Origin of the sequence: Paenarthrobacter sp. CAP02 (genome assembly GCF_040137855.1) — a bacterium.
In the GTDB taxonomy this organism is placed as follows: Bacteria; Actinomycetota; Actinomycetes; order Actinomycetales; family Micrococcaceae; genus Arthrobacter.
This window is the reverse complement of record NZ_JBEEII010000003.1, coordinates 110506-128605: the sequence shown is the minus strand read 5'-3', so window position 1 is coordinate 128605 and position 18100 is coordinate 110506. Positions and strand designations below refer to the sequence as shown.

General features: G+C 61.5%; 15 protein-coding genes. 3 read left to right on the top strand and 12 right to left on the bottom strand.

Annotation, left to right across the window (positions count from 1 at the left end; genetic code table 11):
- Positions 1-75: 75 nt before the first annotated feature.
- The 6 genes from yajC to pdxT form a co-directional block, all read right to left on the bottom strand.
- Positions 76-459 (bottom strand): preprotein translocase subunit YajC, encoded by a 384-nt coding sequence (gene yajC / locus ABHM97_RS06215; protein ID WP_349469979.1) that lies wholly within the window; start codon positions 457-459, stop codon positions 76-78.
- A 145-nt stretch (positions 460-604) separates the two neighbouring features.
- A complete protein-coding gene (ruvB, locus tag ABHM97_RS06210) occupies positions 605-1681 on the bottom strand; it encodes a Holliday junction branch migration DNA helicase RuvB (protein ID WP_235520779.1) in 1077 nt (358 codons plus the stop codon).
- Positions 1674-2318 carry a Holliday junction branch migration protein RuvA gene (gene ruvA / locus ABHM97_RS06205; RefSeq protein ID WP_349469978.1) on the bottom strand — a complete coding sequence of 215 codons (645 nt, stop codon included), beginning with the start codon at positions 2316-2318 and terminating at the stop codon, positions 1674-1676. The genes ruvB and ruvA overlap by 8 nt, the downstream gene beginning before the upstream one ends.
- Before the next feature lie 68 nt (positions 2319-2386).
- Positions 2387-2962 carry a crossover junction endodeoxyribonuclease RuvC gene (gene ruvC, locus ABHM97_RS06200; RefSeq protein ID WP_235520783.1) on the bottom strand — a complete coding sequence of 192 codons (576 nt, stop codon included), beginning with the start codon at positions 2960-2962 and terminating at the stop codon, positions 2387-2389.
- A gap of 44 nt (positions 2963-3006) precedes the next feature.
- Positions 3007-3762, bottom strand: a complete 756-nt coding sequence (locus tag ABHM97_RS06195) for a YebC/PmpR family DNA-binding transcriptional regulator (protein ID WP_167265987.1) — start codon at positions 3760-3762, stop codon at positions 3007-3009.
- Positions 3763-3765: 3 nt separating this feature from the next.
- A complete protein-coding gene (gene pdxT, locus ABHM97_RS06190) occupies positions 3766-4467 on the bottom strand; it encodes a pyridoxal 5'-phosphate synthase glutaminase subunit PdxT (RefSeq protein ID WP_349469977.1) in 702 nt (233 codons plus the stop codon).
- Positions 4468-4580: 113 nt separating this feature from the next.
- Between pdxT and ABHM97_RS06185 the strand changes: the two genes are divergently transcribed.
- Positions 4581-5909 (top strand): Mur ligase family protein, encoded by a 1329-nt coding sequence (locus ABHM97_RS06185; protein WP_257367980.1) that lies wholly within the window; start codon positions 4581-4583, stop codon positions 5907-5909.
- Positions 5906-6682, top strand: coding sequence for a type 1 glutamine amidotransferase (locus ABHM97_RS06180; RefSeq protein WP_235520789.1), 777 nt, complete (start codon positions 5906-5908; stop codon positions 6680-6682). Before ABHM97_RS06185 ends, ABHM97_RS06180 begins: the two co-directional genes overlap by 4 nt.
- Before the next feature lie 3 nt (positions 6683-6685).
- Here the strand turns inward: ABHM97_RS06180 and ABHM97_RS06175 are convergent, their stop codons facing one another.
- Positions 6686-7954 carry a CapA family protein gene (locus ABHM97_RS06175; protein WP_502921262.1) on the bottom strand — a complete coding sequence of 423 codons (1269 nt, stop codon included), beginning with the start codon at positions 7952-7954 and terminating at the stop codon, positions 6686-6688.
- A 73-nt stretch (positions 7955-8027) separates the two neighbouring features.
- Between ABHM97_RS06175 and ABHM97_RS06170 the strand changes: the two genes are divergently transcribed.
- Positions 8028-10040 (top strand): M3 family metallopeptidase, encoded by a 2013-nt coding sequence (locus ABHM97_RS06170; RefSeq protein ID WP_349469975.1) that lies wholly within the window; start codon positions 8028-8030, stop codon positions 10038-10040.
- A 61-nt stretch (positions 10041-10101) separates the two neighbouring features.
- On the opposite strand, the gene pdxS is transcribed toward ABHM97_RS06170, so the two are convergent.
- The 5 genes from pdxS to ABHM97_RS06145 form a co-directional block, all read right to left on the bottom strand.
- Positions 10102-11028: a pyridoxal 5'-phosphate synthase lyase subunit PdxS gene (pdxS, locus tag ABHM97_RS06165; protein WP_257367976.1), complete on the bottom strand. Its 927-nt coding sequence runs from the start codon at positions 11026-11028 to the stop codon at positions 10102-10104.
- 214 nt (positions 11029-11242) lie between these two features.
- On the bottom strand, positions 11243-11869 hold the full coding sequence (pgsA, locus tag ABHM97_RS06160) for a phosphatidylinositol phosphate synthase (protein ID WP_349469974.1): 627 nt from the start codon (positions 11867-11869) through the stop codon (positions 11243-11245).
- Positions 11859-12452 (bottom strand): HIT family protein, encoded by a 594-nt coding sequence (locus ABHM97_RS06155; RefSeq protein WP_349469973.1) that lies wholly within the window; start codon positions 12450-12452, stop codon positions 11859-11861. The genes pgsA and ABHM97_RS06155 overlap by 11 nt, the downstream gene beginning before the upstream one ends.
- Before the next feature lie 18 nt (positions 12453-12470).
- Positions 12471-14480 carry a threonine--tRNA ligase gene (gene thrS / locus ABHM97_RS06150; RefSeq protein WP_349469972.1) on the bottom strand — a complete coding sequence of 670 codons (2010 nt, stop codon included), beginning with the start codon at positions 14478-14480 and terminating at the stop codon, positions 12471-12473.
- A gap of 119 nt (positions 14481-14599) precedes the next feature.
- On the bottom strand, positions 14600-18100 hold the full coding sequence (locus ABHM97_RS06145; protein ID WP_349469971.1) for a DNA polymerase III subunit alpha: 3501 nt from the start codon (positions 18098-18100) through the stop codon (positions 14600-14602).

The window sequence follows — 18100 nt, the reverse complement described above, 5'->3', positions numbered from 1 at the left end:
CGCTGGTGAGCGTCTGCCGGCGGCTCTCCGCTGCCGTAGAAGTTGTCCAGCGCGGTGTTGCCGCGGCTGACAGTGCTAGTTGTCCTTCTTGTCCTCTTTATTGAGGCGCGCAATGGTCTCTTCCGGGGTCTCAACCGTGGCAGGAGTTTCAGTCCCGGCAATGGTCAGGGAAGATGCGTCGTCCGGAACAACCGGTGTTTCCTCAGCGGCCGGTTCTACTACCTTGGTGACTGCCTGGCGGTGAACCGTAGCTTCGTTGCCCGGGGACAGTTCGATAACGACCTTGTTCTCGGCCTCGTCGATGGAGACGATACGGCCGAAGAGGCCGAAGCTGGTCATGACGTCCACGCCGGGAGCAAACTTGGACTGCATTTCAGCCTGTTGCTGCTGGGTCTTCTTGTTGCGGCGGAACATCATGAAGACAAAGAGTCCAAGCATGACGAACAGCAATATGGTCATTGGATCCACAGGGAAGTTCCGTTCTGTACTTACGTTTTGGTTCACGGCAACGTCCCTGGCTGATCCGCAGAGCGGGCGCATGAATCAAGGACTCGAACGTGCCGAGCGTCATACCAGTCTAAAGGGAAAAGCTGAAGAGAGCGTGTTAACCAGCCGTATCTACGCTTTCGGCGTGGTTTTCGTCCTCACCAAACAGGTCCAGTGCCTCCTGGCCGAATACTCCGGCCGGAACCGCGAAGCCCAGGTGTGTCCACGCTGGAGCCATGGCGATACGTCCCCGCGGCGTCCTCCCGAGCAACCCTTCGCGCACCAGGAACGGTTCCGCCACGGTCTCCACAGTTTCCGGCTCCTCACCCACTGCGATGGCCAACGTGGAGAGGCCCACCGGGCCACCGTTGAACTTGGTAATGAGGGCTTCCAGGACGGATCGGTCGAGGCGGTCCAGCCCACGCTCGTCCACTTCATACATATCCAGGGCCGCAGATGCTGAGCGGGCGTCGATCTGTTCAATGCCGTGCACCAGGGCCCAGTCCCGGACCCGTCGAAGCAGCCGGTTGGCAATACGGGGCGTTCCACGGGAGCGTCCGGCGATTTCGGTGAACCCGGCCGAGTTCACCTTGAGGTCCAACAACCCGGCGGAGCGGCGAAGCACCAACTCCAGTTCAGCTACGGAGTAGAACTCAAGGTGCCCAGTGAAACCGAACCGGTCACGCAGTGGCCCGGGCAGAAGTCCCGCACGCGTAGTGGCACCCACCAGGGTGAAGGGCGGCAGCTCAAGGGGAATGGCAGTTGCACCCGCTCCTTTGCCCACGACGATGTCTACACGGAAGTCCTCCATGGCCATGTACAACATCTCTTCTGCAGGCCGGGACATACGGTGGATTTCATCGAGGAAAAGCACCTCCCCTTCCGACAACGACGAAAGGATCGCGGCCAGGTCGCCGGCATGCTGGATTGCGGGACCACTGCTAATACGCAAGGGTGCGTTCATTTCGGCAGCAATGATCATGGCCAGCGTTGTTTTGCCCAGTCCGGGAGGGCCGGACATCAAAACGTGGTCGGCGCTGCGCCCACGCATCTTCGACGCCTCGAGGACAAGTGCCAGCTGTTTCCGGACGCGATGCTGGCCTACGAAGTCATGGAGGTTCTTGGGACGGAGGGCGGCCTCAATGACCCGCTCTTCCGGTTCCTCTCCCCCGCTGACGAGTGACTGCTCAGCCACGGCTGCCTACGCGGTTTCCGGCGCGTGCGCCGTCCTGGCCGAGCCAACGGAGCGTGGCACGGAGGATCTGGGCGACATTTCCTGCCTCCACCAGCTCCGGAGAATCGGCCATGGCTTTGTCGATGCTTCCGGTTGCGTCCTTTTCGGACCAACCAAGGCTGGTCATGGCCGCGACCACCTGGGGCTTCCACTCGGCCTTGATCGGGGCCTGGGGCTGGGCGGACGTACCCGTGCCGTGCGGGACGAGCTTTCCGGCAAGCTCCAAAACAATACGTCCGGCTACCTTCGGGCCAATTCCGGGCACCTTGGTGAACGTCTTGCCGTCACCGGTGTGCGCAGCCACCCGGATGGCTTCGGGTTCGTGAACCGCAAGGACGGCAAGCGCCAACCTTGGTCCCACGCCGCTCACGCTCAGCAGGACGTCGAAGACTTCCCGTTCGTCATCATCGGCAAAGCCGAACAGCGTCAGGGAATCCTCCCGGACAATCATGGAGGTGAAGAGCTTGGCTTCGGTTCCTACTTTGAGGTGGCTCAGGGTCTGCGGTGTCGCAAAGACACTCATGCCTGCGCCGTTGAGGTCAATAACGGCGGTGGACAAACCAACGTGGGCTACGGTTCCACGGAGAAAACTGATCAAGACCCGGCTCCTGAATTAGCGGACTATCCGAACATATCTACGAATACCCTAGCAAGGGCAGGCGACAATCACCGCGCGCGGCGCGCTTTCGCTTCGGCGTCGGCCCATGCCTTCTGCGCAGGTGTCAGTGTTCCCTTGCCGGATCCACCTGCGGATCCCATGCCGCTGCCTGCACGCCAGGCGTGGGTGAGCGCCAGGGCCAGGGCGTCAGCCGCATCTGCCGGTTTGGGCGGCGCATTCAGTCGCAGGATCTTGGTGACGAGTTTGGTAACGGCATCCTTGTTGGCCGTACCGCTCCCCGTTACCGCGGCCTTAACCTCGGACGGCGTGTGGAGCGCCACGGGGATACCGCGGCGTGCCGCGGCGGCGATCACCACCCCGGAAGCCTGGGCCACACCCATCACGGTGCTCACGTTCATCTGCGAGAAGACACGCTCGACGGCGACGACGTCCGGTTTGTGCAGGTCGAGCCACTCATCGATTGCCTGGGCGATGACCAGCAATCGCTTATCCAACGTCAGCTCAGCCGACGTCCCGACCACTCCGACGGCCACCATTGTGGCCCTTCGGTTCTGCTCGATGTCCACAACGCCGATGCCGCAACGGGTAAGGCCCGGATCGACTCCCAATACGCGAAGAGTCAATTCCGGGCCTTCCTAAGAGATATCAAAGCTGAGTGCTGCCGCGCCTAGTCGGCGTCGAGGGCAGCCTGCACTTCCTCGCTGAGGTCCGCGTTGCTGTAGACGTTCTGGACATCGTCCAGATCTTCCAGCGCGTCCACGAGCTTCATGAACTTGCGGGCGCCATCGACGTCGAGGTCAACCTGCATGGACGGCACGAATTCAGCTTCATCGGTTTCGTAGTCGATGCCTGCTTCCTTCAGGGCGTCGCGGATGGCCTGGAGATCCGAGGGCTCCGAGTGGATTTCCCAGTTCTCGCCGCTGTCCTTGACTTCCTCGGCGCCGGCCTCAAGGACTGCCATCAGGATGTCGTCCTCGCTGAGGCCGTTCTTCGGCAGGACAACGACGCCCTTGCGGGCAAAGAGGTAGCTCACGGAACCGGGGTCGGCGATGGTGCCGCCGTTGCGGGAGATGGCGAGACGGACCTCGGAGGCTGCGCGGTTCTTGTTGTCTGTCAGGCACTCGATCAGCAGAGCCGAACCCTGCGGGCCCCGGGCTTCGTACATGATTTCGGTGTAGTCGACGACTTCGCCGGTGAGTCCGGCACCACGCTTGATGGCGCGGTCGATGTTGTCGTTGGGCACCGAAGTCTTCTTGGCCTTGGTGACGGCGAGTTCCAGGCCGGGGTTTCCGGCGAGGTCAGGGCCGCCCATGCGGGCGGCGACTTCGATGTTCTTGATCAGTTTTGCGAACGACTTTGCACGCCGGCTGTCAATGATGGCTTTTTTGTGCTTGGTGGTCGCCCATTTGGAGTGGCCTGACATGCTTTACGCTTCTCCTCTGATCATTCGAATAAAGAGTTCATGCACGCGCTTCTCCCCCGTCACTTCCGGGTGGAAGGAGGTGGCCAGCAATTGGCCGGAGCGCACTGCAACAATTCTAGCCACTCCGTGCAAAGTGGCCGTGTGGCTGGCGTGGTCCGGATCGACCTGTGCCAGAACTTCGACGCCGGGGCCGACGCGTTCCACCCACGGGCCGCGGATGAACACTGCGTGGACTGGCTCTACACCGGATTCGTCGGCACTGAAGTCCAGCCCCTTGAAATCGAGGTCCGTTTCGAAGGATTCGCGCTGGCGTCCAAAGGCATTGCGGCGCACCGTGATGTCGAGTCCGCCGAAGGTCTGCTGGGGAGCTCCCGCGAGGTCGGTGGCCGGGTCGGCGATCTCGTCAGCGAGGAGGATCATGCCGGCACAGGAACCGTAGACAGGGAGTCCTTCTGCAATGCGCTTTTGCAACGGATCGCGGAGCTCAAAGATCCGGGACAGTTTGTCGATGGTGGTTGATTCGCCGCCCGGGATGATCAGGCCATCGATGTCGTCAAGCTCTGCCGGCCGGCGGATACCCACGCCGGTAGCTCCAGCGGCTTCCACGGCATGGATGTGCTCGCGGAAATCGCCCTGAAGAGCCAGTACGCCGATCCGGAGTCCTGAACCCACGCGTGATGAAGCGTCGGAAAGGGGGGTTGTCATTGGACCATCATAGTGCTCCCGGCCCGGCCAGTGGTTGATGCGAACTGTCCCGCACCCGTCCTGCACCGCCGAAGGGCCAGGTTCCATGCCATGACTGGGATATATTACAGAGCATGCTTTCCTTCAGCGTTCCCCTCGGCAAGCTGGTCCGCAGGCTCTCCCGGCTTCGGGGCGGCGGCTCGGCTTTTCCCGGCTTGGTGGTCGAGAAAATCGACCCCGGCTTCATGCAGCGAACGTTGGCTTCCCTGCCGCACGGCGTAGCCGTGGTGAGTGGCACAAACGGAAAAACCACCACTACCAAAATGGTGGTGGAGCTTCTCGAAAGCCAAGGCTTGAAAGTCTTCACCAACCGGTCCGGAAGCAACTTCACCCGCGGTGTCGCAGCTTCCCTGCTGGGTGACGTCGACTGGCGTGGCCGCCTCAAGGCGGATATTGCCGTGCTGGAACTCGACGAAGCCCATGCAGTGCATTTCGTCAACAAGGTCCAGCCACGCTACAGCCTCCTGCTGAACGTCCTGAGGGACCAGCTGGACCGCTTCGGCGAGATCGACAAGACTGCCCGTTTGCTGGAGCACATCGCTTCAAAGACAACCGACACCGTTGTCCTGAACCGCGAAGATCCGCGTGTTGCGCGGATCGCCAACGTCGTCAACAGCCTGGACGCCGTCCACCACCCCGCCATCCGGTACTTCGGCCTGGATGAGTCACTGCGCAGCACGTTCCCCAACGACGACGAAATGCGCACCGGCAGCGGCCCTTCACCGTCCGGAACTTCGGTAGCCGCAGCGCCCGGTGAGGCAGTAGACCTGCCGGCTGCCGACGTCGTGCTCCGCAGGGTCGGCGCGCAGGACGCCGACTTTGAGTTCGACGGCGAGACCGTCAGTACCGCCATGAAGCTCCGCGGGGTCTACAACATTTTCAATGCCGCCGCCGCGTTGTCGCTTACCAGGGCGATCCTTGGCACCGGCCCTGTTGATACGCCCAAACTGGTCAAGGCCCTGGGTGAGGTTGCTCCCGCCTTCGGCCGTGGAGAGAGCCTGACGGTGGACGGGCAGCCGCTTGAGCTGGTCCTTGTGAAGAACCCCAGCGGATTCCGCCTTGGCCTCAAGTCGTTCCCCGCCGGCGGCTATGCCACCATGATCGCCATCAACGACAACTACGCTGACGGCAGGGATATGTCCTGGCTGTGGGACGTGGAGTTCGATTCCCTCCGTGAAAACGGGGTGGAGGTACTCACGGGCGTCCGGGCCTATGACATGGCCTTGCGTCTTCAATACGACGACGTCCGGTTCGGAGTTGTGGAGCCGGACATCACCGCCGCCCTCCGCACGTTCATTGATGGCTCCCGCGGCAAACCCAAGCGGGTCTTCTGCACCTACACCTCCATGCTCGCCATTCGCCGTGAGCTCGCAAAAATCACCATAGTTGAGGTGGTCTCATGACCTCGGAAACACAGCCCAAGCCGGAAACACAGCCCAGCCCGGAAACGCAGCCCAGCAAGGGCACCATCCGCGTCCTTCAGCTCTATCCCAAAGAGATGAACATCTACGGCGACTGGGGCAACGCCCTGGTCCTGCAGCAGCGCATCAAGTGGCACGGATACACGCCTGAACTGCTTGAGTACAACGTTGGCGATGAATTCCCCGAAGACATCGACATTGTGGTGGGCGGCGGCGGTCAGGACAGTGGCCAGCTGGTCATCCAGGACGATCTCCAGGCCCAGGCGCCCCACCTCAGGAGAATGGCCGACGACGGCGCCCCCATGCTGGTAATTTGCGGGCTTTACCAGCTTTTCGGCAAGTTCTTCAAGACCAGCACCGGCCCTGTGATCCCGGGAATCGGCATCCTGGATGTTGAAACCCACGGAACGGATGAACGGCTGATTGGCAATGTCATCATGAAGTCCACCGAGTTCGGGGACATCCTGGGGTACGAGAACCACAGCGGACAGACCACGTTGGGTCCCGGCGTCGAACCTCTTGGAACGGTCACCAAGGGTGCCGGCAACAACAGCAAGGACGGCCACGAAGGCGCCCGCTACAACAATGTTGTGGCAAGTTATCTGCATGGCTCGTTGCTGCCGAAGAACCCGGCGATTGCGGACTTCCTGATCCGGACCGCTGCGGAGCGCAAGTTCGGCTCTTTCGTCCCGGGAGAGCCCGACGACGATTTTGCCCGCCTCGCGCGCGAACACGCCGCCCGGAGGCCGCGCTAGGCCCTATTTCTCCTTAGTGATCAGCAGTTCGTGGGCGCCGGCGGAGGCCGCGCCCATGGACTCGACAACCGTCTTGGTGCGTTGATGTGTCTCGGCATCCGCCGCGGGAGAGGCACACACCCCCTGGGGTGCATCGCTTGCCACTGAGCACCAGCGGTACGGGTCGCGGACAATGACCGACGGCGCCCATGCGAGATCCGACGCGGTCCAGGTGCCGGCAGCGTTCTGGCTGAACTGTGCCCGGACCAGGAGACCCTCATTGTTGACGACATACCAGGGGGACAACTCGGTGATGCCGTTGCCCAGTCCGTAGACGATCCATGTTCCCTTGTAGTTTTCGATCGGGAGCACTGAGTGGGTGTGGTGCCCGTAGATCATGGTGAACTGGCCACTGTCCACCAGCGCGTGCGCCACTTCCTGTTGCTGTACGTTGGCCTCGCTCGCGTACTCGTCGCCGGCGTGCATGACGCCCAGGACAATGTCGGCCCCGAGCGCTCTGGCGCGAGTCGCTTTAGCGATCATTGCGGCTGGATCAAGCTCGTCCACAAGCCACGGATATTCGGGGATCTGCCCGTTGTGGCCGTAGGTGCCGGCGATGACGGCCACCCTGGCAGCATCGGTCTGAAGCATCAGAATCTCTTTGGACGCCGCTTCCGTCCGGTAGGAACCGGTGTGCTTCAGCCCTGCGGCATCCAGGGCGTCCAGGGTGCGGAGCAGTCCTTCGGTCCCGCGGTCGATAGTGTGGTTGCTCGCGGTGGTGCACGCCTGGTAGCCGACGTCCTTGGAAGCGGTAGTGATCTGCGGTGGAACATTGAAGGACGGGTATGCGGAGAAGGGACCGTCGGGTGTGCCGACAGGGGTTTCCTGGTGGCAGATGGCGAGGTCGCTTTTGCTGATGTAACGCCGCTGCCCTTCAAGGAGTGGCACGAAGGTGTACCCAGGCAATCCCGCGGCTACGGCGTCTGCCCTGGCCTGCTGCCAGAGCTGGGTGTGGACCAGCATGTCTCCCGTCACCGTAATCGAGGTGCACCGAAGTTCCGGACAGGCGGGCCCTTTTCCGGGGGTTGGGTTGGGAGCCGGTGTTGGAGTAGGCGATGATGAAGACTTCGTGGCTGGGGCCGTGGCTGCGTTGCTGCCGTCCTGCTGGTTATTTTCGGCCATCACCCCACAGGCGCTCAACGACAGTGCAAGGGCAGCAACGATGGCCAGCTTCAGCCTCGACGCGCGCGTGGCGTATGCCCACGACTTTGTGAACTTCCCCATATTTGCCATCCTACGGCCGCAGTAGGCTGGATCAGGGCGCGCCGCTATTGAGGACACGATTCTTACGTGAAAGAGTCACTTCATGACCAATCCTCTCCTGAGTCCCAGTCCCTTGCCATATGGACTCCCGCCGTTCGGCGGAGTCACATCCGGCCACTATGCCGAGGCCGTCGAGGCAGGGCTCGCGGAGCACCTGCAAGAGATCAAACTCATCGTGGAGAACCCGGAGGCTGCGTCGTTCGAGAACACTGCCGTGGCGATGGAACGCTCCGGGAGGCTCCTGCACAGGGCCGCATCAGCGTTCTATACGTTGGTCTCAGCGGATGCCACGGACGACATCAAGGCATTGGAAATCGAACTATCACCCAAGTTCTCCGCCCACCAGGATGCGGTGTACATGGACCGCGGACTCTACGAGCGGTTCGCGGCAATCGACGTGACCGGCCTCGATCCTGAGTCGTCGCGACTCGTGGAGGAATACCTCAAGGAGTTCCGGCAGTCGGGCATCCAACTCGATGATGACGGGCAGCGCAGGCTGCGCGACGTCAACGCCGAGCTCTCCAGGTTGGGAACCGGGTTTGGCCAACGCGTAAAAGACGCCATGAAGGCCTCGGCCCTGCTCGTGGATGACGAGTCAGACCTGGCCGGCCTTTCTTCCGAGGACGTCGCCGGTGCTGCAGAGGCCGCCAAAGCCGCTGGCCACGACGGTAAGTACCTCATCACCCTTATTCAACCCAGCAACCAGCCGGCCCTCGCCTCATTGGAAAACCGGAGCATCCGACGTCGCCTGCATGAAGCGTCCCTCGCCCGCGGCACCGATGGCGGGCCGCTGGATGTGCGCGAACTTGTGACGGCTACTGTGCAGCTGCGTTCGGAGAAAGCATCGCTCCTGGGGTTCGCCAACTACGCCGAACTGGTAGTGGATCAACAAACCGCACCGGACTTTGCCGCAGTTCAGGCAATGCTTGGCCGTTTGGCGCCCGCTGCAGTGCGGAACGCTCAGGCGGAAGCCGATGCCTTGGCACAGTCTGCGGGCCACCCACTGGAAGCCTGGGACTGGGCTTTCTACTCGTCCCGCGTACGCAAGGACAAGTTCCAGGTGGACGAACAGGCGCTCCGGCCATATTTCACTTTGGACGCCGTATTGCGCGACGGGGTGTTCCACGCGGCCACACAATTGTACGGATTGAGCTTCCACGAGCGGGACGACCTGGAGGGCTACCATCCAGACGTCCGGGTGTGGGAAGTCCGCAACGACGACGGCACCGGCCTTGGCCTCTTCCTTGGCGACTATTACACCCGGGAGTCCAAGCGTGGGGGCGCATGGATGAACTCCCTCATGGACCAGTCCACGCTGCTTGGGACACAGTCCGTGGTGATCAACAACCTCAACATCACCAAGCCGGCTCCGGGAGAACCGACCCTGCTCACCCTTGATGAGGTGCGGACTGTCTTCCACGAATTTGGCCATGCACTCCACGGCCTTCTCTCGGACGTCACGTACCCACGTTTTTCAGGAACCTCCGTGCCACGCGACTTCGTGGAATATCCGTCGCAGGTCAACGAAATGTGGATCATGTGGCCTGAGGTCCTGGCCAACTATGCCCGCCATCATGAAACTGGTGAGCCACTCCCCCAGGACATCGTCGATAAACTCAACGACTCCCTGCTATGGGGTGAAGGTTTTGCAACCACGGAATACCTCGGCGCGGCGCTGTTGGACCTTGCCTGGCATGTGCTCTCCGCTGCGGATGTACCCGATGATGTGCTGGCCTTCGAGGCTAAGGCCCTGGCCGAGGCCGGCGTCGCCCACCCACTGATTCCACCACGCTACCGGACCGGGTATTTCCAGCACATCTTTGCCGGCGCAGGGTACGCGGCCGGATACTACTCCTACATTTGGAGCGAGGTTCTGGATGCCGACACCGTGGAATGGTTCAAGGAAAACGGGGGCCTCAACCGCGCGAACGGCGATCACTTCCGGGCAGAATTGCTGTCCCGGGGAAACAGCCGCGACCCCTTGGAGTCGTTCAGGGCATTCCGGGGCCGTGATGCCGAACTGGAACCGCTGCTCACGCGCCGGGGACTGAGCTGACAACGACGCCGGGTGGCCACCTCTGTGAGGCGACCACCCGGCGTCGTACTGCTTTTGCTATTTACCAGCCGCGCTCGGCGAGGCGGTGGGGCTGCGGGATTTCGTCGACGTTGATGCCGACCATCGCTTCGCCCAGGCCACGGGAGACCTTGGCAATGACATCGGGGTCATCGTAGAACGTGGTGGCCTTGACCACGGCGGCTGCGCGCTCTGCCGGGTTACCGGACTTGAAGATACCGGAACCCACGAACACACCGTCGGCGCCGAGCTGCATCATCATCGCAGCATCAGCCGGGGTCGCGATGCCACCGGCGGTGAACAGGACCACCGGAAGCTTGCCCGTGGCAGCGATTTCCTTGACCAGTTCGTACGGGGCCTGCAGTTCCTTGGCCGCAACATACAGCTCGTCCTCGGGGAGGGCGGCGAGCTTGGCGATCTCGGCACGGATCTTGCGCATGTGACCGGTCGCGTTGGACACATCGCCGGTACCGGCCTCGCCCTTGGAACGGATCATCGCAGCGCCCTCGTTGATGCGGCGCAGCGCCTCACCCAGGTTGGTCGCACCACAGACGAAGGGAACGGTGAAGTTCCACTTGTCAATGTGGTTGATGTAGTCGGCCGGGGTCAGGACCTCGGACTCGTCGATGTAGTCAACGCCGAGGGATTGCAGGACCTGCGCCTCGACGAAGTGGCCGATGCGGGCCTTGGCCATCACCGGGATGGACACGGCGGCGATGATCTGATCGATCATGTCCGGATCGGACATGCGGGACACGCCACCCTGGGCGCGGATATCAGCCGGGACACGCTCGAGAGCCATCACGGCAACGGCGCCGGCGTCCTCGGCAATACGGGCCTGCTCGACGTTAACGACGTCCATGATGACGCCGCCCTTGAGCATCTCAGCCATGCCCCGCTTAACGCGGCTGCTGCCCGTGACGCTGTTCGCGGACGAACCGGCTTCGTTGCTTACATCTGGTGTAGACACAAAAACCCCTATGGGTAGATAAACGACCTTCTTGCCGGAGCCACGCGCAGCCAGACGACCGCTATCAGTGCACACCGGGTTTCAGGTCAAGGTGACCAAGTACTAGTAATAGTAGTCGCAGGTTGCAGGGCCGCAGTACATTCATTACTGCCTTTGGGGGCAACAAACAGTGCTGTGGTAGGACGCCTGCACAAATGCGCAAGCGACACTCTGGTCAGATGCCAGTTCCCTCGACCTCGGCCATGGCCTGCCGATGGACGGCGGCCATTCTTTGGACGATCGTGACCACACTGGCAATGGCAAGCAGGACCAAGGTGGCGAACAGCACGACAGGTGGAAGGCCCAGTCCCGTAAGTCCGGCAATCAGCAGGACGGAGGCCAAACGTTCGGCGCGCTCAGCGATCCCAACACTGGCTTGGTAGCCAAGGGATTCGGCTTTGGCCCGCGCGTAGGAGACCACCATTCCCAGGACAAGGCATACGACGGCGGCTGCTCCGATGGCGGGGTCGTGGCCTCCGGTGAAAAACCAGATGGTAAGGCCCGCGAAAATGGCACCGTCAGCCAACCGGTCCAAGGTGGAATCCAGGAAGTTTCCCCACCTCCCGCTCCGTCCTTGCAACCTGGCCATGATGCCGTCCACCACGTCCGAGAAGGCGAAGAAAGCGATCACCACTGAGCCCCACCACAAATGGCCAAGCGGGTAGAGGACCAGTCCGCCGAGGATCACGCCCGCTGTCCCCGCAATGGTGACGGCGTCAGGGGACACACCTATCCTGAGGAGCCAGCGGGCCAGTGGGGTAAAGAGTGAGGTAAAAAAGCCGCGTGCATGCCTATTGAGCATTCGACTCCCCCGGCCAGGCTTCAGCCACAAGCTTGCGGACCTCATCGAGTGTCTGCGTGATGGCTTTGGTCTGGGCGATGATGGGGAAGAAGTTCCCGTCCCCACCCCAGCGCGGAACGACGTGCTGGTGCAGGTGCGCGGCGATGCCGGCGCCACCCGTTACTCCCTGGTTCATGCCCAGGTTGAAGCCACTCGGGTTGGAGACTTTCCGCAGGACGCGCATTGCGGTTTGGGTCAGTTCAGCGAACTCGGCCGTCTCCTCCACCGTGATGTCCGTGTAGTCGGGCACGTGGCGGTAGGGGCAGATCAACAGATGCCCCGGGTTGTACGGGAACAAGTTGAGGACCACGTAGCAGGTCTTTCCCCGGTGGACGATGAGGGATTCCTCATCAGAACGGGTGGGTCCTACGCAGAACGGGCAATCGTCCTTGTTCTTGAACTGATCCTGCCCGCCTTTGATGTAGGCCATCCGGTGCGGAGTCCACAGGCGCTGGAATGCGTCCGGGACGCCCGCGAGTCCGAAGTCATCTGTTACTTCGGCGTCGCTTGGAATGCCGTCTGCTGCGCCTGTGTTCTCCTGCACCGTCTATGTCCCGTCCTGTCAGCTCTCGCGGTTCTTGACAGCGTCCACGATCCGGCGGACCGCCTCAGCCACGGGCACGCCATTATCCTGGCTGCCGTCCCGGAATCGGAACGATACAGCACCGGCTTCGGCGTCCTCTCCCCCGGCGATGAGAACGAACGGGATCTTGTCCTTGCTGGCAGTTCGGATCTTCTTCGGGAAGCGGTCAGAGGAGATATCCACTTCAGCCCGGATACCTGCAGCCTTGAGCTGGTCCACGACGTCGAACATGTAGTCGTTGAACGTCTCCGCTACGGGAATGCCCACTACCTGGACGGGAGCCAGCCACGCGGGGAAGGCACCGGCATAGTGCTCGGTGAGGACGCCCATGAAGCGTTCTACAGAACCGAACAGGGCGCGATGGATCATGACCGGCCGCTGGCGCGTGCCGTCGGCGGCCTGGTACTCCAGTTCGAAGCGTTCGGGCAGGTTGAAGTCCAGCTGGATGGTGGACATCTGCCAAGTCCGGCCCAGTGCATCTTTGGCCTGCACCGAGATCTTGGGACCGTAGAAGGCTGCTCCACCCGGGTCCGGGACCAGTTCCAGGCCCGAGGCGGCGGCGACCTCGGAGAGCGTGCGCGTGGCCTCTTCCCAGGCTGCGTCGTCGCCGACGAACTTTTCCTCGTTCTTGGTAGAGAGCTCCAGGTAGAAGTCGTCCAGACCATAATCCTTGAGGAGGCCCAGGACAAAGTTCAGGGTAGTGGTGAGTTCGTCCTTCATCTGCTCGCGCGTGCAGTAGATGTGGGCGTCATCCTGTGTCATGCCGCGAACGCGCGTCAGGCCATGGACGACGCCGGACTTCTCGTACCGGTACACAGATCCGAATTCGAACAAACGCAGCGGCAGTTCGCGGTAGGAACGGCCACGCGAGCGGAAGATCAGGTTGTGCATGGGGCAGTTCATCGGCTTCAGGTAATAATCCTGGGCCGGCTTGCGGACGGTACCGTCTTCATTGAATTCGGCATCCACCTGCATGGCAGGGAACATTCCGTCCTTGTACCAATCCAGGTGGCCGGAAACCTCGTAAAGGTGCCCCTTGGTGATGTGCGGCGTGTAAACGAACTCGTAGCCGGCATCCACATGGCGTTTGCGCGAATAGTCTTCCATCTCCTTGCGGATGATGCCGCCCTTGGGGTGGAAAACGGGGAGGCCGGAACCAAGCTCATCCGGGAAAGAGAACAGGTCCAGCTCGACGCCGAGCTTGCGGTGGTCGCGGCGTTCGGCTTCGGCAATGCGTTCCTGGTAGGCCTTGAGGGCCTCCTTGGTAGGCCATGCCGTGCCATAGATGCGCTGCAGCTGCTGGTTGTTCTGGTTACCGAGCCAGTAGGCGGCGGAGGAACGGGTCAACGCAAAGGCGTTGGAAATGATTTTGGTGTTGGGCAGGTGGGGTCCGCGGCACAAATCGCACCAGACGCTCTCGCCGCTCTTCCTGTCCACGTTGTCGTAGATGGTGATATCGCCGGCGCCGACTTCAACGTTGACACCTTCAACAGCGTCGGTTGAGTCATTCTTCTTCCCCAGCAGTTCGAGCTTGTAGGGCTCGTTTGCCATGGCTTCGCGGGCTTCTTCTTCGGTGATCACCCGGCGAACGAACTTCTGGTTCTGGTTGATGATCTTCTGCATCATCTTTTCCAGCTGACGCAGGTCTTCCGGCGTGAAGGGCTCGGCTACGTCAAAGTCGAAGTAGAAGCCGTCAGTGATGTACGGGCCGATGCCAAGCTTGGCGTCGGGGCGCAACTGCTGAACAGCCTGTGCCATGACGTGCGCGGTGGAGTGGCGCAGAACATTGAGGCCATCGGGGGATTCGATGGTGACGCCTTCGATTTCAGCGTTGGCGGGAAGCACCTGGTCGAGGTCTTTCAGCTCGCCGTTGACACGGGCTACAACGACATCGCGGCGCTCGAAGAAGAGTTCCGCGCCGGTAGTCCCTTCCGTCACCTTGGTCTCTTCGCCATCGACGATGAGGGTGATCTGTTGGGCATCTGACACGGGTGTCTCCTATTCATGGTTGAGGCTTCATAGCTTGTGGCGTACGGGGACCACAGCCAGCCATCGTCAATCGTATCGGTTTCGATGAAGGCGGCCAAAGCAGCACGCCGTCACCGGATTCAGCTGCCCAGGCCCGTGATGGCAAGGTTCCGGGAGATCCCGTGAAGAGGTCCGTGGCGCGTGTATTCATCAGGCAGCCCACCTCCGGATGGAAGGAGTTCAGCGTAGGGCAGCGTCTCGGGCTTGCTGAGGTCCCATGCTTTGCTGGCGCTCAAGCTGATTCCCCTGGGACCGGTCCTCCTGGTAGTTCCCCGGATCAGCAACAGTCGGGTGCCGAACAGCAGTGGACCCGACTCTTCCTGTGCTTCGTGGAAGAAAACAGAATCCACGCAACCTGTGCCGTCGTCGATGCTGATGAACACCACACGCCGCCCTCCACGCATCGGCGGGGTTTGGGTGGCCACCCGCACTCCAGCCACCAGGACCTGAGTGCCGTTCCGAAGCCCCAGAAGTTTGTCAGCGGTAGTGACTCCGAGCTTGTCCAACAACGGCCTATGGCTCTCCATCAGGTGCTCGCTGACGTCCATCGCCATCAGGTCAAGCTCCGCCCTGACATTTTCCACCCGGGTGGGGGCCGGCAGTTCCGGAGGCAGGTTCCTCAGCTCAACATCCCCCAGCGCAAACGACAGTTGCCCTTCAATGACATCGGCAGCCTTCCGGGCAGGAGTTGTTTGGAGGGCTTGCAGATGCTGTACGAGGTCTGCGCGGTTTGCTTTTCCGCCGGAATCCCTATGGAGGGCATCAAAGGCCCCCAACTGCGCCAGCCTTTTGATGTTCGGCTTACTAACCCTTGCCCGGGCCCTGAGGTCGGCGAGGGAATCGTAGGGTTGGCCTGCCACGATTCTCTTCAGCTCCGCCCCGGACAACCCATAGATTCCGGTCAGGCTCAGACGGATGCCGAGCTTGCCGGCGTCAGGGCCCTCCAGGATTTTTTCGACCCGGTATTCAGCGTGGCTTCGGTTGATGTCCAACGGGAGGATGGGTATGCCGAGCCGGCGGGCTTCTGCGACCAGGAGGCGTTTGGGATACATCCCGGGATCGTGTTCCCACAGCCCTGCGAGGAAGGCTTCGGGATGATGGGTCTTGAGCCAGGCAGATTGGTAGGTGGGCACGGCAAACGCCGCCCCATGGGCCTTGCAGAAGCCGAAGCTGCCAAAGGCCTTGAGGGTCCCCCAGACCTTGTCCACGACCTCTGGTGGATAGTTCTTGATGGCCTCCTTGCGAAAGAATTTTTCGACTCCGGGTTCGTGGACTTCGTCGCCCAGCGCACGACGGAACTCGTCAGCCCTGTCCAGTCCGCATTTGGTCATGACATCGAATGTTTTGAGGATTTGTTCGTGGAAGACGGTGACGCCATGCGTTTCCTCCAGCACCGGTTTGAGGTCCGGATGCGGATAGACCTCAGGGGCAAAGCCGTGCCTGTGTTCCAGGAAGGGCCGGACCATGTCAGATTTCATGGGCCCGGGCCTGAAGAGGGAAATATCTATGATGAGGTCGTTGAATTCACGGGGCGCCATCTTGCCAATGAGCTCGCGCTGACCCGGGGATTCAATTTGGAAGCACCCCAGGGTGTGCGTGCTCCTGATCAGCTCATACGTGGCCTGGTCGTCGAAGGGCACAGCGTTGAGGTCGATCCTGCCATCCGGCGCAATATAGTCAGGACCTGAACCGCCCGGCCCGATGGGATGCCGACCGGCTTTCACCACCTCATCCTTGCCCGGATGCAACCGGATAACCTCCCGGACAGCAAAAGCCATGGCACTTTGCATCCGCACGCCAAGGACATCCAGTTTCAGCATGCCCATGGGATCCATGTCGTGCTTGTCGAACTGGCTCATCGGCAGGCCCAAGCCGCTGGGTTGCACAGGAGTGCGGTCCAGGAGCGTGGCGTCACCCAGGATCACTCCACAGGGGTGCATGGAGATGTGGCGGGGCAAGCGGTCCAGCCTTTCAGTCAGGTCCACCAGGAGATCGAGCTGCTGGTTTTCTTCCAAAGCACCCCGTTCCACCCGCCCGGCAAATTCGCGAAGTTCGGGCTTCTCCACCAGCGCCTCACGAAATTTCCGGGCAGAGAACCTCCACAGCTGCTTGGCGATCCCGCTGATCTCGCCTTCATCCATGCCCAATGCCATGCCCGCATCCCGGACTGCACCCCTTGCCCGGTAACCGTTTTGCATGCTCATAAGGGTGACGCGTTCAGCCCCGAACCGGTCAAAGATTTTTCGATAGACGTTATGCCGTTCAGCACTTTCAACATCAATGTCGATATCCGGCAGGGTTGATCGGCGCCCGGACAGGAAACGCTCGAAGATGAGGTCGTGGCGGATCGGGTCAACCTGGCTGATGTCGATCAAATAATTGACCAGGCTGGAGGCACCGGATCCTCGGGCCGCGACCCGGACCCCCATTTCCAGGATCATCCGTGAGACCTCAGCCACGGTGAGGAAGTAGGAGCCGAACCCAAGGTTTCCAATAATTCCGAGCTCGTGGTCCAACCGCGAGCGCAGCCGTTCTTCAGCCGAGCCACTGATGCCGGGGAATCGTCGGCTGATTCCTGCGTTGCATCGTTCGGACAGTTCGACCATTGGATCTTTTTCGATACCGATGATGGAGGCTTCAGGGACAACAGGCGTTTTCCATCCCATATCGAGGACGGGGTTGATCCGGCATTTGTCGGCGAGGGCTTCCGTGTTGGAAAGGAGTTTGTGAAGGTCTGCTTTCCCGAGGCCTGCGGCGCCCATGATTTCCTTGCCCAGTTGGAGCATCTGGTGGGCGTTCTTGAGCCATCCTTGGCCCGTCGGCTGGAGCATTGGGGCGGTTGAGAGTTCGGGGAGGGATTTGAGGGTGCGGGCTGAGTCGAGGACGTCGGCGGTGGCGGCGCCGTCCTGTGCGCAGTAGCGGACGGCGTTGCTGAGAATCGCAGGGACGTTGTATTCCAGCGCCAGTTTGAGCATCCTTACGGCGTGGGCGGTGCTGAGGGGTTCTCCGGGGGCGCTGAGGTGGGTCACTGTTTCGGCAACGATGGTGCCTGGTGGCATGGCGTTGATCCACTCGTTGAAGAGTGTCCGGGGCCGGAGGTATTTGCGTCCTCCCATGGATTGCCCCACATCGGAGTCCGGTCCAATCAGGACCGTGAGGACAGGTTTCAATGTTTGGGGGTCGAGGGTTCGTGAGGCGAGTTCACTTCGGGTGACTGCGACGGGGATGGTTCCACCGGCTTTTCCTGAGGTCCGTGCATGGGCGTCGGAGATGAGGCGGCAGAGTGCCCTGTATCCGGCCCCATTGTTATTGCCATGGGCAAGGACGACGACGCGGCCCGAGATCTGGGTGCGGTGGTCGCCGTCGTCGTCGAAGACTGCAAGGTCGACCCCCACAATGGGGTCGATGCCCGCGTCCATGCAGGCTTTGATGTGTTTTACGGTTCCGTACAGCCCGTCCCTGTCGGTACAGGCGAGCGCGGTTGCTGAGTCTGCTGCTGCGGCTTGGGCAAGTTCATCGGGCCATGAGACACCGTAGTGGGCGCTGAAAGCTGTTGCGACGTGCAGGTGGGTGAAGCTCAA

Coding starts and splice junctions, on each gene's coding strand:
- ABHM97_RS06195 (WP_167265987.1), bottom strand. CDS start 3,762: ATGTCAGGCCACTCCAAATGGGCGACCACCAAGCACAAAAAAGCCATC.
- ABHM97_RS06180 (WP_235520789.1), top strand. CDS start 5,906: ATGACCTCGGAAACACAGCCCAAGCCGGAAACACAGCCCAGCCCGGAA.
- ABHM97_RS06175 (WP_502921262.1), bottom strand. CDS start 7,954: ATGGCAAATATGGGGAAGTTCACAAAGTCGTGGGCATACGCCACGCGC.
- pgsA (WP_349469974.1), bottom strand. CDS start 11,869: ATGCTCAATAGGCATGCACGCGGCTTTTTTACCTCACTCTTTACCCCA.
- yajC (WP_349469979.1), bottom strand. CDS start 459: ATGACCATATTGCTGTTCGTCATGCTTGGACTCTTTGTCTTCATGATG.
- ABHM97_RS06185 (WP_257367980.1), top strand. CDS start 4,581: ATGCTTTCCTTCAGCGTTCCCCTCGGCAAGCTGGTCCGCAGGCTCTCC.
- pdxT (WP_349469977.1), bottom strand. CDS start 4,467: ATGACAACCCCCCTTTCCGACGCTTCATCACGCGTGGGTTCAGGACTC.
- ABHM97_RS06170 (WP_349469975.1), top strand. CDS start 8,028: ATGACCAATCCTCTCCTGAGTCCCAGTCCCTTGCCATATGGACTCCCG.